This window comes from Celeribacter sp. PS-C1 (assembly GCF_019429625.1).
Lineage (GTDB): Bacteria > Pseudomonadota > Alphaproteobacteria > Rhodobacterales > Rhodobacteraceae > Celeribacter.
The window spans coordinates 174,442-187,536 of the sequence record NZ_JAHXRW010000002.1; the positions used below are offsets into that span (position 1 = coordinate 174,442).

A 13,095-nucleotide genomic window follows, 5' to 3' on the forward strand; every position below is an offset into this window, starting at 1 on the left:
TCAACGAATTCATAGGGGTGGCCGCACGGCTGCCCCTTTTTCTTTAGTCCTGTTCGGCGCATGATGGCGGTAACATGATAGAAGGAGAACGGCACATGACACCTGTCCGCTTCGGCGTTTTGGGCGCTGCGAATTTTGCCCGCGAACATATGGCCCGCGCGATCCATGAGGCGGAAGGCGCCACATTCGCCGCCCTCGCCACCTCATCCATGGAAAAAGCCGCACCGTTTCAGGCCTTTGCCCCCGATCTCAAAGTCTTCACCGACTACGACGCCATGCTGGCCTCGGACGAGATCGACGCGGTCTATATTCCGTTGCCAAATCACCTGCATATCGAGTGGAGCCTCAAGGCGCTCGCTGCCGGTAAACATGTGCTCTGCGAAAAACCCATCGCGATGAAGGCAGGCGAGATCGACGCCCTGATTGCCAAGCGCGACGAGACAGGGTTGCTCTGTGCAGAGGCCTATATGATTGTACATCACCCGCAATGGCAGCGGGTGCGTTCCCTTTTGGCCGAAGGTGAGATCGGCGATTTGATCCGGGTCGATGTTGCGTTTTCCTTTGACAATCCTGACATAGACAACATCCGCAACCGCCCGGAGACCGGCGGTGGGGCCTTAGGCGACATTGGCGTCTATGCCATGGGCTGTACGCGGTTTGCGACCGGGGAGGAGCCCGTCGAGATCACCTACGCCGAGATCACCCGCGAGAACGGCGTCGATGTCAGTTCCGAATTTTCCGCGCGTTTCCCGAGCTTTGCCTACCACGGCTATGTCTCGATGCGCATGGCGCCCTTCCAGGAGGTGCGCTTCCATGGTCGCAAGGGCGTCATCATCGTCAAAACTCCGTTCAACGCCGCAGTCGCGGGACAGGCGGAGATCGAGATACGCGATACCCAATGTGGGCTGAAACTCGAACGTTTCCCCCGTGTGCGCCAATATGTCTGTCAGGTCGAAAACTTTGTCCGCTCTGTGCGGGACGGGGCGGAGTATCCTTGGAGCTTGGAGAATGCGCGCGGCACACAGGCAATGATCGATAGCGTATTTGATGCGGATCAAGGCTGACGCGCGCGACTCGCGCTATTCTATATATGTTGGAACGGCAAAGGAGGATGACATGAGAATGTCTCGCATGACTGGCCAGAACAACATGGAGGATCCGCCGCAATAACCGGTGCCTCCGGCTCAAGTGGTTCGAAACCGTGGAGGGAAGTCGACCGCAGGGCTGAAGGCAGAGGTTGGAGGGTTCGCCGCACGGGTGCCGCCGATTGAGGCTTGTGACCCCGGATGAAGCGAGACGGAGGAGCGTGTGCCCCCTCGCTCAAAGGGCCGACACCTGTGATGACGAACCTGCCAAACCGGGCCGTGTGTATATGGTGGCAGTTGTAGACTGAGAAGTCCTCAGGGAGGTAAATGTGTGGGCGCCCATTGGGCGCCCTTGTTTGTTTGGTCCGCTTTGCCTGACTTGTTTTGACCAGAGCGTGCGGCCATATGCTTTCCTATGAAGAGTTTGTTTTACGCACTTTGTCTGAGTGGATTGTTTCTGCCTATGGCGGTGGATTCTTCGGCTGTGTCGGCCCCCCACTGCGTGATCCTTTTACACGGTCTCGCGCGCACCGATGCTTCCATGTTGGTTATGGAACACACCTTGGAGGCGGCGGGCTATCAGGTCGTCAATCAGGACTACCCGTCGCGCGAGGCGCCTGTGGCGCTTTTGGCCGATCCGGCGTTGCGTGGAGCACGCGCGAACTGTGGTGAGGATGCGGCGCCAGATGTGGTGACCCACTCCATGGGCGCGATCCTGTTGCGCAGCTTTGCCGCCGACCACCCAGAGTTGGACTGGGGCCGTGTCGTAATGCTTGGTCCGCCCAACCATGGCTCCGAGATCATCGACACCTTCGGGGAGTATGCCGCCTTCGAGAGTGCCAACGGCCCGGCGGGGTTGCAGCTTGGCACAGAGAGCCTGCCCGACAGCCTGCCGCCCGTGCCGTTTGAGACCGGGGTGATCGCCGGGAACCAGTCGTTCAACCCGATCCTCTCGGCAGTGATCGAAGGCGAGGACGATGGCAAGGTGTCCATCGAAAGCACCAAGGTCGCGGGCATGGCCGCGCATCTGACCCTGCCGGTGACGCACACCTTCATGATGCAAAACCCACGCGTCATCGTTCAGACCTTGCACTTTCTCGACACCGGCGCGTTCGAGCCGGACCTGAGCGCAGGCGCGGCGCTCAGCCGGTTGTGGGAGTTGGGTGTGGAGGCGGTTGAGTAGAGATTACTCTGGCAGAACCGCCCCCAGAACCCGCATCATATTGCCCCCCATGACACCGGCGATCTGATCTTCCGTGAGGCCCTGATCCATAAGCGCCTGCGTCAGCGCCGCCAATTCCGAGGTGTCGAATTCTACCGTCACCGAGCCATCGTAGTCTGATCCGAGTGCGACATGATCGGCGCCGACAAGATCGACCGCCGCCTTGATCGTCTTGGCGACCCCCGCGGGAGAGGCGTCACAGGTCACATCCGCCCAGTAGCCTATGCCGATGACGCCGCCTGTTGCCGCGATCTGCTGCATCAGATCGTCTTCGAAATTGCGTTTCACCGGGCAATGCGAATGGATGCCGGTGTGCGATAGCACAAGCGGCTGGTCGGTCATCTCAATCACTTCATGTGCCATCTTTGGCGAGGCGTGCGCGAGATCGATCACCATCTGTTTGCCGATCAACTCCTGCACCACAGCACGGCCAAAGTCGGTCAGCCCAGTGTCGTCCTCACCATGCAGAGAGCCCCCCAACGCATTGTCGAAGAAATGCGTGAGCCCCATCAGGCGATAGCCCGCGTCATAAATCCGGTCCAGATTGGCGAGATCGCCCTCGAGAATATGCCCGCCCTCTGCGCCCAGGAGCGCGCCGGTCAGGGGGTGGCCTTCGGCCCGCGCTGTCAGCACCGCGTCGAGGTCGGATTTCGCACGAATGATCCGCACCTGATCGGGGGCTTCCGCCTCATAGCCCTGCATGCGTTTCGCCATATAGAGCCCGCGCTCGGTCAGGTCTTTCCAGCTCTTCACCGGCCAAAGTTCCCCGATGGCCAAAAGCGTGATGTTGTCCCGCGCATCAGCTGAATTGTGGTCGTAATTTTGTCCAGCTGGGCTTTTGGTCACGGCAGTAAAAACCTGAACCGCGACATTGCCCTCGCGCAGGCGCGGGAAATCGACGTGGCCGCGATCACCGCGTTTCAATAGGTCGCGGTTCCACAGCAGGCTGTCGGCATGCAAATCGCCGATCACGATCCTGTCGTGCAGCGCCTGTGCCTCGGCGGAGACCGGGTAGGGCGCGTGCTCGACCATGCCGTTCTGGCCTTTCTCTACGATGCCGGGCAAGACGCCAAAGAAAAACGCTGCGCCTGCGACGATCACCAGCCCAAGGCCACGTCCAATCCATTTGATCATTGAAAATCCTCCCGTATTGCACGTGACCCTAGGCGCAGTCTGAAAATCGCCCAAATGAAACCTCGCGTCATCGCGGATCATTGTCCTATGATCATGGTGATTTTGGTCGCGGGGTCTTCGCGTTAAACTGCTGAAACAGAGGAAAGGAATCATCCATGGCCGACCCGCATGAATTCGATCACGTGATGCCCGAAATGGGTGGCAAAAAGCCTGTGCGGCCCGAGGAAATCTCCGAGAACATCGGCGCGCGTATCCTGCATTCGATCATCATCTGGGTGATGATGAGCTTTGCCTCGACCATTATCGGCGTTTTGGCGGTGTTGCAGGCGATCATCATGCTGATGAACGGCAAAAAGCCCAATGACCGTGTGGCGGATGCAGGCACCGATATTGGCATCTGGTTCGCCAAGGCGACGCGTTACATCACAGGTGACAGCGAGGTGAAGCCTTGGCCTTGGACGGAGCTCGACTGAGATGGCAGGCGGCTGGGCAAAAGACGGCGCGGTGAGCGAACAGATCGAGGCCTCGATCTCGGACGAATTGGCACGGATGAAACAGACCCGCGCACCGGTGGGCGAAAGCTTTCATGAGTGTGCCGAATGCGGCGAGGACATCCCAGAGGCGCGGCGCAAGGCCATTCCGGGTGTGAAGCTTTGCATCGACTGCCAGCAGGAACGTGACGGGGCCTACAAGGCCCGCGGTGGCATCAACCGGCGTGGGTCGAAAGACAGTCAGTTGAAGTGATCACCTGAGATCAAGCCGCAGAATGTGCTGCGGCCCCAATCCTCCGCCATGATAGAGCGCGCCGGTGTCGGTGAACCCGCCGTTCAGGTAAGCCTTGCGAGCATGCGGATTGCGGCAATTTACCGTGAGGTAGCAGAGGCTACGCTCCGAGTAAGTCTTAGCCAGATAGACTTTGAGCATCGCGCAGGCCCCGGAGGCAACCCCGCGCCCCTGTGCCTTGTGATCAATCAGAAACATCCTAAGCCCAAGTGCGCCCGGCTCTGAGAACTCATGCGTCTCGGCATAGCTTCGATCAATGGCGAAAAAGCCGACGGGCGCGCCACTTTCCTCGATCACATGACCGTCACGATCCTCGGGCGCGCGGCCCATGGTCTCGGCGGGCAGGTCGGAAAACTGCGCTTGCTCCGGCGGCAAGGAAAACCCCGCAACACGGTGCAACGCGCTGCGGGGCAGGGGATTTATCGTGAGGCCGGAGCTCACTCCATCGCTTCCAACTCATCAATAAAGCCGGAGATCATCGACAGGCCCTTGTCCCAGAATTTCGGGTCTGAGGCATCCAATCCAAAGGGCGCCAAAAGCTCCTTGTGGTGTTTTGAGCCGCCCGCTTTGAGCATGTCGAAATACTTCTCTTGGAAGCCTTCGGGCTGTTCTTGATAGGCTGCGTAAAGTGCGTTCACCAAGCCGTCGCCAAAGGCATAGGCGTAGACGTAGAACGGTGAATGCACGAAATGCGGCACGTAGGACCAGTAGACCTCGTAGCCATCCATGAATTCGAAGGCCGGGCCGAGGCTTTCACCCTGCACCGACATCCACAATTTGTTGATCTCGTCGGAGGTCAACTCACCACCCTTGCGGGCGGCGTGGAGTTTGCATTCGAAGTCGTAGAACGCGATCTGGCGCACGACCGTGTTGAGCATGTCCTCGACCTTGCCTGCGAGCAAAACCTTGCGCTCGGCGGGCGTTTTCGCGTCTTTCAACAGCTTCTGGAAGGTCAGCATTTCGCCAAAGACCGAGGCGGTTTCGGCGAGCGTCAAAGGCGTGTTGGCCAAAAGCTCGCCCTGACCTGCGGCCAGAACCTGATGGACGCCATGGCCCAATTCGTGGGCGAGGGTCATGACATCACGCTGTTTGCCAAGGTAGTTCAGCATCACATAGGGGTGCGCGTCGGTGACGGTCGGATGGGCAAAAGCGCCCGGCGCCTTGCCCGGTTTCACGCCCGCATCAATCCAGCCATCGGTGAAGAACGGCTTGGCGATCTCGGCCATTTTCGGCGCAAAGCCTGCGTAGGCCTCCATCACCGTTTTCTGCGCCTCGTCCCAGCCGATTGTGCGGGTTTCTTCCAGCGGAAGCGGCGCGTTGCGGTCCCAGATTTGCAGCTTATCGAGGCCTAGCCAGCCGCGTTTCAGCTCGTAATAGCGATGCGACAGTTTCGGATAGGCCGCGACCACAGCGTCGCGCAGCGCCTCGACGACCTCGGGCTCGACGTCATTCGACAGGTGACGGCCCGTCTGCGGCGTCGGCATGCCACGCCATTTGTCCTCGATGTCGCCCATCTTGGCCAAGGTGTTGTGAACACGGGTGAAAATCTTGATGTTGTTGCCGAGAACTTTGGCGACTTCTTTCGCCGCCGCCTCGCGTACCGCGCGGTCGGGGTCGGACATCAGCGTCGTCGTCGCCTCAAGGCCCAAGGTCTCGCCATTCACCTCGAATTTGAGATCGGCGACGGTTTCGTCGAACAGCTTGTTCCACGCCGACGCGCCCACGACGGACATGTCATGCTCGTAGCGCTCCAACTCGTCGGAAAGCTGATAGGGCCGCATTTTGCGCATCCGTTCAAAGATCGGACGGTACCGCGACAGGCCCTCGTGTTTGAGCATCTCTTCGAGCGTTTCCTCGGGAATGCGGTTCACTTCGAGGGAGAAGAACACCAGCGGCGCGGTGTACGTCGTGATCTTATCCTGAATGTCAGAAAAGAACTTGGCGCGCTCGCCGTCGACCGTGTTCTGGTAATAAAGCAGGCCGGCAAAAGAGCCCAAACGCCCGGCGACCTGCGAAATCCGCTCGTCGCGCAGGATGCATTCATACATGCCCGCGCCGTCAAGATCGGCGAGCTTGCCTTCGTATTCTTCGGCAAAACTGGCGCAATGTTCTTCGAGCCAGTCAAGATCGCGTTTCACTTCGGGTGCGTCGGTGGCGGGGTAAAGATCGGTCAGATCCCAGTCCGGCAGGTCTCCGAATTTCTTCGCACCGCCCTCGGCACTTGCATCGAAAACTCTGTCTTGCCGCTCTCGCTGCGTCATGGTGAACCGCATCGCATCACTCCTATCTCAATGTTGTCTAAGAGATAGGGCCTCAAAGCGGGGGATGCAAAGGGGATAGGGTGGTTTAGGGTGCGCTTTGCTCAAAAAGCGCGGCCAGCCGGTCGTAGAACTGTTTGCGCGTGGCTGGCGTCTCCATCGGCACCTCGTGGCGTGCGCCCGGCACGATGACCAACTCACAAGACGGCCAGCGGGTCGCAAGGTCTTTCACAGCTTGTGTGTTCACGATCTTCTCGTCGCCACCCAAGAAACACAGCACCGGAACGTCCGGCAAAGGATGCTCTGCGGCCCAGTCGTTTTCCCGGATCGCCTCCATGACCCAATGCGAGGACGGCCCACCAAGGCCGAGATCGGGCTTGGCCACGACTTGATCGGTCATGTAATCGAACATCTCGCGATCGGAGGTCAAAAGATTATTCTTAAACCCGTTCCAGATCATATAGGTCTCAAGCTTCGTGCCCGGCGCGCGCATGTTTTGCAGTCCGAGCGCGTCTAGCACCGGAGAGGCAAATCGCACCAGAAGTCGCTGGATCGGCGTCAGGCCAATGCCCCACATCGGCGCGGAAAATCCGGCAGCCTGAAAGGGTTTGCCCTCAATCAATGCCCGGATACCGATCGCACCGCCCATGGAATGCCCGATCAGGAACCACGGCTTCGGCATGGCTTTCTCTTCGGCCAAGGCCATCACCGCGTCGAGGTCCATTTGGTAGTCCTGAAACGCCGCCACATGGCCGATACGCCGATCTTTCAAAGGGCGATCTGCCAAGCCTTGTCCACGCCAATCGATGGCCAGCGAGGCAAAGCCGCGGGCGGCAAGATCCGCCGCCCCTCGGCCGTATTTTTCGACACATTCGGTGCGCCCGGGCAGGATGAACACCGTGCCCTTCGCGCGTTCCTGGTCGCTGTTTTGTGGCCAGAGCCCGACACGAATTCGCACCCCGTCCGAGGTGGTCAGCCAATAGGCTTCGCCGCCCTCCGGCCCTTGGGCCAGATCAGCAAAATAAGGTGCGGTTTCGGTCATCTGCACTCAGGCCAGCACGGAGCCCAGTTGCATCGCGAGGCCCATGTCGCCGTCGACCGACAGCTTGCCCTGCATGAAGGCGGCGGTCGGGTTCACATCGCCCTCGATCATGCCTTGGAAGGTCTCGAGATCGGCGGTCAGGGTCACATCGGCGTCGTCGTCAGAGGCGCGTGCGCCGTCGCTGTCGACCACGATGGCACCTTCGCCCTCAATCACGAATTTCGCGACACCGGCGTCAAAACCGCCCTCCATCTTTTCGTTCAGGGCTGCGACGGCTTTGGTGATGAGATCGCTCATGGGTTTTCCTTTGGTTGGTCTTCGCGGAGCATATAGGCACTCATTTGTGACTTTGAACATCCGCGTCAGAAAGCTACTATCTGAAGTGTTATGAAAGCATTGCGACAATTACTCAAATGTGCCGTTACGTTTCCGGCTGTGTTCTGGCTTTTTTTTGCCGGACAGCCGGGGTTTGCGGCGGATCAGGCGCGGCTCGACGAGCTTTTTGCGCAATTGTCGGATGCCGATCCGTTCGGCGCGGCGCAGATCGAACAGGAAATCGCGATGGAATTGTCGCGCTCGGGCTCTGACGCGATGGATTTGCTTTTGGAGCGGGGGCGTGCGGCGATGGAAGTGGGCGACATCACCGGCGCCATAGGTCATCTGACTGCGCTTGTCGATCATGCACCCGAATTTACCGAAGCCTACAACGCGCGTGCTACGGCATATTTCATGGCCGGCCTTTACGGGCCGTCTATTGCCGACATCGGCCAGGTCCTGGACCGCGAACCACGGCATTTTGGCGCCTTGTCGGGGCTGGCTTTGATCCTCGAAGAAATCGGGGATAACCCCCGCGCCTTGGAGGTTCTCTTGCAAATCCAAGAGATTCACCCGCAAATGCAAGGTCTGTCGGATCGGATCGCGCGTCTGGAACTGGTGCTCGAGGGCACGGCGCTCTAAAACCTCATCTGACTCGGACGAAGAAGGCGAATGCGATGACGGGCATGACCGGTCGGATCACGGCAGTGCTCGGCCCCACGAATACAGGCAAAACCCATTACGCGATTGAGCGGATGCTGTCCTATCGCACGGGCGTTATCGGCCTGCCTTTGCGGCTTTTGGCGCGTGAGGTCTACGACCGCATCGTCGCGGCGCGTGGGCCGTCGGTCGTGGCGTTGGTCACGGGCGAGGAGCGTATCGTGCCGCCGCGCACGCAATACTGGGTCTGCACGGTCGAGGCGATGCCCACCGGCATGGGCTCGGATTTTCTCGCCGTCGATGAGATTCAGCTGTGCGCTGATCCCGAGCGTGGTCACGTGTTCACCGACCGTTTGCTCCATGCCCGCGGCACCCATGAGACCCTGTTCATGGGCTCGGATTCGATGCGCTCGGTGATTGCGCAACTGGTGCCCAAGGCGCAATTCATGCAGCGCGACCGATATTCGCGCCTGACCTACGCAGGTTCGAAAAAGATAAGTCGAATGCCGCCAAGGGCCGCGATTGTTGGGTTTTCTGTTGAAGATGTCTATGCCATCGCAGAGCTCTTGCGCCGTCAAAAGGGCGGGGCTGCGGTCGTCATGGGGGCGCTTTCCCCGCGCACCCGCAACGCGCAGGTCGAGATGTATCAAAACGGCGATGTCGATTACCTCGTCGCCACGGATGCGATCGGCATGGGGCTCAATCTCGACGTGACCCATGTGGCGTTTTCCTCGACCGTGAAGTTCGACGGGCGGCGCATGCGGCCCTTGATGCCCAACGAGCTGGCCCAGATCGCGGGTCGGGCCGGGCGCTATCAGACCGACGGGACCTTTGGCGTGACGGGGGAGGCCTCGCCCTTTGACGAAGAGGTGATCGAGGCCATCGAGGAGCACCGGTTTACGCCTCAGAAAAAGCTCAACTGGCGCAATTCGCGGTTGGAATTCGGCACGGTCGACCGGTTGATCGGCTCTTTGGAGATGGCGCCTGATGATCCGTCTTTGGTGAAGGCGCGCGAGGCGGATGATCTACAGGCGCTGAAAACTCTGTCGGATCTGAAAACCGTGCGCCCGCGTCTGCGTGGCTCGAAAGACGTGCGGCTTTTGTGGGATGTGTGCCGCATTCCGGATTTTCGGGGAATCAGTCACGGCGAACACACGTCGCTTTTGGAGCGGATTTTCGAATTTTTGCACGAATATGGGCGTGTTCCCGACGATTGGATGGCCCAACAGATCAAACGCATTGACCGGACAGAGGGCAATATCGACACTCTGTCTAAAAGACTCGCCTATATTCGCACTTGGACCTATGTTGCGCAGCGCGAAAACTGGGTCGATGACGAAAGCCATTGGCGCGGCGCGACCCGCGCTGTAGAAGACCGATTGTCGGATGCGTTGCATGGCGCACTGACGCAAAGATTTGTGGACCGGCGGACGAGCGTGCTCCTTCGGCGGCTCAAGCAAAAGGAGGGCCTTGTGGCCGACGTGAACGATAAAGGTGAAGTGACGGTTGAAGGCGAATTCGTCGGCCGTCTGGAAGGGTTCCGCTTTCAGCAGGACAAGGCGGCAACGCCCGATGAAGCCAAGACGCTGGCCCAGGCCGCGATGGCGGCATTGGCGCCGGAGTTCAGCCTGCGCGCTGACCGGTTCTACAACGCGCCCGACACGGAGATGGATTTCACCGAACAGGGTGGTCTGATGTGGGGTGAGCACGCCGTGGGCAAACTCGTTGCCGGCGACGATGCGCTCAAACCGCGTGCCGTGGCCTTTGTCGACGACGGTGTTGCCCAAGACGTAGCGGACAAGGTCCAGCGCCGTTTGCAGCATTTCATCGACCGCAAGATCGCGACCCTCTTTGAGCCGCTTTTGAACATGTCCCGCGACGAGACTCTCACCGGTCTGGCGCGCGGCTTTGCCTTCCGTTTGGTGGAAAACCTCGGCGTGATCCCGCGTGAGCAGATCGCTCAAGAGGTGAAAGATCTGGATCAAGACGCCCGTGGCGCGCTGCGCAAACACGGCGTGCGGTTTGGTCAATACACGATCTTCATGCCGCTTTTGCTCAAACCCGCGCCGACGCGTTTGCGTCTGCTCTTGTGGGCTTTGAACGCGAAATTCGACACCTTCCCCGACAGCCCTCCGCCGGGTCTGGTGACCATTCCCGCCGTGGTGGATGCGCCCGAAGGCTATTACGCGATGTCCGGCTACCGTCTCTCCGGTCAGCGCGCGATCCGCATCGACATGCTGGAACGCCTAGCCGATCTGCTGCGCAGTCAAGACAGCCGTGGCGGCTTTGAAGCCAACCCGGATATGCTGTCGATCACCGGCATGACCTTGGAGCAATTCGCTGACCTGATGGGCGGCATGGGCTACAAGGCCGAGCAGGGCGAACGCGTGAAGGTAAAAGCCGTCGATCAAGTGATCGAGTCCGAAGCCGCGCCTGCTGAAAATGCCGAAGACACGCCTGCCGATCTGTCCGGTGTGGCCGCTCAGATCCCGGATGAGGGAGAAGCGCCCTCTGCCGAGATCGCCGAACCCGCGCCCGTCGAGGATGAGGCCGCAGAGTTTGCCGAGACCGAAGTGCCCGAAGGTGTGGCTGCTGACGCCGGTCTGTCGGAAACCGAGATGGAAGTGTTCTACACCTTCACTTGGGGCGGCAACCGTGGTGGCAACCGCAACGCTGGCCGTGGCCCGCGCCGTGAGGGCGGGGATCGTCCGCAGGGTAAAAAGGGTGGCGGCAAGCCGCAGGGTAAAAAAGGTGGCAAGCCGCGCCGTGATGGTGGTCGTGATGGCGGCAAGGGCGGCAACCAGCCGCAGTCCTTCTCCGCCAAACCGCCGCGCAAGGAAAAGCAGATCGACCCGGACAACCCGTTCGCTGCCGCGCTCATGGGGCTTAAGGACAAGAAGTAAATGGAAAAGCGGGAGACCATTCGTCTCGACAAGTGGCTGTGGTATGCCCGCTTTTTCAAAACCCGCGGGTTGGCGGCCAAGACCGTCACCGGCGGGCACGTGCGGGTGAATTCCAACAAGGTGGCGAAGGCTTCGACCTCTGTGGGCGAAGGCGATGTTCTGACCTTCCCGCAGGCGCGCCACATCCGGGTGATCAAGATTGCCGCCTGTGGCACGCGGCGCGGTCCGGCGCCCGAAGCGCAAACCCTTTACGAAGACCTCAGCCCGCCCGCGCCACCGAAGGACCCTGTTCCGTCTGTGCCACGGTTCGAGGGAAAAGGTCGTCCTACAAAGAAAGATCGTCGCATGACGGACCTTTCGCGCCCTGACATGCTTGATTGATCCGGCACTTGGGGCTAGCTAAGGCGCAAATGATCAGATTTGGATGAGCCGCAATGACCTATGTCGTGATTGATAACTGCATCGCCTGTAAATACACCGACTGTGTCGAAGTCTGCCCCGTGGATTGTTTCTACGAGGGTGAGAACATGCTGGTGATTCATCCCGATGAATGTATCGACTGTGGCGTCTGTGAACCGGAATGCCCGGCCGATGCGATCCGTCCGGACACCGAGCCGGACATGGAGAAATGGGTCGAGCTCAACCGCAAATATGCCGAAGCTTGGCCGGTGATCCTTGAGAAGAAAGACCCGATGCCGGGCTATGAGGACAAGGACGGCGAAGAGGGCAAGCTGGAGAAGTATTTCTCCGAAGCGCCCGGCGAGGGCTCCTGAGTCGATCCGACTTTTCGAATCATGTGGATGATTCGCATTTCAAGGGCCCCGACGCGTGGGCCCTTTTTATATGCAGAGCTCTCTATAAGTCCTTGATTCATGGATAACCCCCCTGAAAACGGGGGGCTCTTGCTGCCGCCTCGCTGAGCTGTGCTTTCTTTGGGGCGTTTTTTGTGCTATGGTAACTCAACCACGTTAGGACATATCGACCTCAACCCCCTGAGCCACGCTTTTACGGGGATTGAGTTTTTCGCGCCTAATTCCTTGTTCCAAAGCCTTTTGGCGGGAACGCTGCAGATTGATTTCGGGCTTTTGTGTGTGCCCGGCTTTTTGCGGTTTCGGAAAACGCGAAAGTGCGATGCGACCGAGACGGTGGTGCCAACGGTCCCGTCTGAGGAAAACACCTGCAAATGAGCAAGACCAAGAAATCCGAATTCCGCCCCAACGATTACGTTGTTTATCCGGCCCATGGCGTCGGTCAGATCATGTCGATCGAAGAACAGGAAATCGCGGGCATGTCCCTTGAACTTTTCGTCATCGCCTTTGAGAAAGATAAGATGACGCTGCGCGTTCCGACCAACAAAGCCGTCGAATCCGGCCTGCGGTCGCTGTCGTCGCCGGAACTGATTCAGGACGCGATGAAGACCCTCAAAGGCAAAGCCAAGGTCAAACGCGCCATGTGGTCCCGCCGCGCGCAGGAATATGAGCAAAAGATCAACTCCGGCGATTTGATCGCCATCGCCGAAGTGGTGCGCGACCTGCACCGCACCGACGACCAGCGCGAGCAGAGCTACTCCGAGCGTCAGCTTTATGAAGCGGCTCTGGATCGACTGACCCGCGAAGTCGCTGCTGTGTCCGGTTCCGACGAGGCGGATGCGCAGAAGAAAGTCAGCGACGTGCTCGTGAGCCGCGCCGCCTGA

Annotated in this window: 14 protein-coding genes; 9 read left to right on the forward strand and 5 right to left on the reverse strand. The window is 59.5% G+C overall.

The genetic code is table 11. The annotated features are described in order from the left end of the window. Positions 1–95 precede the first annotated feature (95 nt). Together J5Y17_RS03475 and J5Y17_RS03480 are read left to right on the forward strand one after the other, a co-directional pair. Positions 96–1,064, forward strand: coding sequence for a Gfo/Idh/MocA family protein (locus J5Y17_RS03475; protein ID WP_219783817.1), 969 nt, complete (start codon positions 96–98; stop codon positions 1,062–1,064). A gap of 484 nt (positions 1,065–1,548) precedes the next feature. After that, positions 1,549–2,268: an alpha/beta hydrolase gene (locus J5Y17_RS03480; RefSeq protein ID WP_219783818.1), complete on the forward strand. Its 720-nt coding sequence runs from the start codon at positions 1,549–1,551 to the stop codon at positions 2,266–2,268. 3 nt (positions 2,269–2,271) lie between these two features. On the opposite strand, the gene J5Y17_RS03485 is transcribed toward J5Y17_RS03480, so the two are convergent. Further along, positions 2,272–3,441, reverse strand: a complete 1,170-nt coding sequence (locus J5Y17_RS03485; protein ID WP_219783819.1) for a dipeptidase — start codon at positions 3,439–3,441, stop codon at positions 2,272–2,274. Positions 3,442–3,596: 155 nt separating this feature from the next. Here J5Y17_RS03485 and J5Y17_RS03490 point away from each other — a divergent pair, with 155 nt between their 5' ends. Beyond that, positions 3,597–3,914 carry a DUF4389 domain-containing protein gene (locus J5Y17_RS03490; protein WP_219783820.1) on the forward strand — a complete coding sequence of 106 codons (318 nt, stop codon included), beginning with the start codon at positions 3,597–3,599 and terminating at the stop codon, positions 3,912–3,914. Position 3,915: 1 nt separating this feature from the next. Further along, positions 3,916–4,185 (forward strand): DksA/TraR family C4-type zinc finger protein, encoded by a 270-nt coding sequence (locus J5Y17_RS03495; RefSeq protein WP_219783821.1) that lies wholly within the window; start codon positions 3,916–3,918, stop codon positions 4,183–4,185. Here J5Y17_RS03495 and J5Y17_RS03500 read toward each other — a convergent pair whose 3' ends face one another. From J5Y17_RS03500 to J5Y17_RS03515, 4 genes are all read right to left on the reverse strand, one after another. Then, positions 4,186–4,665: a GNAT family N-acetyltransferase gene (locus tag J5Y17_RS03500; RefSeq protein ID WP_219783822.1), complete on the reverse strand. Its 480-nt coding sequence runs from the start codon at positions 4,663–4,665 to the stop codon at positions 4,186–4,188. It lies immediately after the preceding gene. Then, positions 4,662–6,497 carry a M3 family oligoendopeptidase gene (locus J5Y17_RS03505; protein WP_219783823.1) on the reverse strand — a complete coding sequence of 612 codons (1,836 nt, stop codon included), beginning with the start codon at positions 6,495–6,497 and terminating at the stop codon, positions 4,662–4,664. Before J5Y17_RS03505 ends, J5Y17_RS03500 begins: the two co-directional genes overlap by 4 nt. A gap of 73 nt (positions 6,498–6,570) precedes the next feature. Next, the gene (locus J5Y17_RS03510) at positions 6,571–7,524 is read right to left on the reverse strand and encodes an alpha/beta fold hydrolase (RefSeq protein ID WP_219783824.1); all 954 of its coding nucleotides are present in this window, start codon (positions 7,522–7,524) and stop codon (positions 6,571–6,573) included. Positions 7,525–7,530: 6 nt separating this feature from the next. Next, positions 7,531–7,821, reverse strand: a complete 291-nt coding sequence (locus J5Y17_RS03515; protein ID WP_219783825.1) for an SCP2 sterol-binding domain-containing protein — start codon at positions 7,819–7,821, stop codon at positions 7,531–7,533. Between the two features lie 138 nt (positions 7,822–7,959). On the opposite strand from J5Y17_RS03515, the gene J5Y17_RS03520 reads away from it, so the two are divergent. The 5 genes from J5Y17_RS03520 (at position 7,960) to J5Y17_RS03540 (ending at position 13,095) form a co-directional block, all read left to right on the forward strand. After that, entirely contained in the window at positions 7,960–8,481 is a 522-nt protein-coding gene (locus J5Y17_RS03520) for a tetratricopeptide repeat protein (protein ID WP_370628846.1), read from the forward strand. A 35-nt stretch (positions 8,482–8,516) separates the two neighbouring features. Then, positions 8,517–11,402: a helicase-related protein gene (locus J5Y17_RS03525; protein WP_219783827.1), complete on the forward strand. Its 2,886-nt coding sequence runs from the start codon at positions 8,517–8,519 to the stop codon at positions 11,400–11,402. Next, entirely contained in the window at positions 11,403–11,783 is a 381-nt protein-coding gene (locus J5Y17_RS03530; protein WP_219783828.1) for an RNA-binding S4 domain-containing protein, read from the forward strand. A 53-nt stretch (positions 11,784–11,836) separates the two neighbouring features. Next, positions 11,837–12,175: a ferredoxin FdxA gene (fdxA, locus tag J5Y17_RS03535; RefSeq protein WP_167600033.1), complete on the forward strand. Its 339-nt coding sequence runs from the start codon at positions 11,837–11,839 to the stop codon at positions 12,173–12,175. A 410-nt stretch (positions 12,176–12,585) separates the two neighbouring features. Next, on the forward strand, positions 12,586–13,095 hold the full coding sequence (locus J5Y17_RS03540; RefSeq protein WP_167600034.1) for a CarD family transcriptional regulator: 510 nt from the start codon (positions 12,586–12,588) through the stop codon (positions 13,093–13,095).

Excerpts from the sequence above, each read along its gene's own strand:
- J5Y17_RS03475 (WP_219783817.1), top strand. The coding sequence starts at position 96 with ATGACACCTGTCCGCTTCGGCGTTTTGGGCGCTGCGAATTTTGCCCGC.
- J5Y17_RS03480 (WP_219783818.1), top strand. The coding sequence starts at position 1,549 with ATGGCGGTGGATTCTTCGGCTGTGTCGGCCCCCCACTGCGTGATCCTT.
- J5Y17_RS03485 (WP_219783819.1), bottom strand. The coding sequence starts at position 3,441 with ATGATCAAATGGATTGGACGTGGCCTTGGGCTGGTGATCGTCGCAGGC.
- J5Y17_RS03490 (WP_219783820.1), top strand. The coding sequence starts at position 3,597 with ATGGCCGACCCGCATGAATTCGATCACGTGATGCCCGAAATGGGTGGC.
- J5Y17_RS03495 (WP_219783821.1), top strand. The coding sequence starts at position 3,916 with ATGGCAGGCGGCTGGGCAAAAGACGGCGCGGTGAGCGAACAGATCGAG.
- J5Y17_RS03505 (WP_219783823.1), bottom strand. The coding sequence starts at position 6,497 with ATGCGGTTCACCATGACGCAGCGAGAGCGGCAAGACAGAGTTTTCGAT.
- J5Y17_RS03510 (WP_219783824.1), bottom strand. The coding sequence starts at position 7,524 with ATGACCGAAACCGCACCTTATTTTGCTGATCTGGCCCAAGGGCCGGAG.
- J5Y17_RS03515 (WP_219783825.1), bottom strand. The coding sequence starts at position 7,821 with ATGAGCGATCTCATCACCAAAGCCGTCGCAGCCCTGAACGAAAAGATG.
- J5Y17_RS03525 (WP_219783827.1), top strand. The coding sequence starts at position 8,517 with ATGACGGGCATGACCGGTCGGATCACGGCAGTGCTCGGCCCCACGAAT.
- J5Y17_RS03530 (WP_219783828.1), top strand. The coding sequence starts at position 11,403 with ATGGAAAAGCGGGAGACCATTCGTCTCGACAAGTGGCTGTGGTATGCC.
- fdxA (WP_167600033.1), top strand. The coding sequence starts at position 11,837 with ATGACCTATGTCGTGATTGATAACTGCATCGCCTGTAAATACACCGAC.
- J5Y17_RS03540 (WP_167600034.1), top strand. The coding sequence starts at position 12,586 with ATGAGCAAGACCAAGAAATCCGAATTCCGCCCCAACGATTACGTTGTT.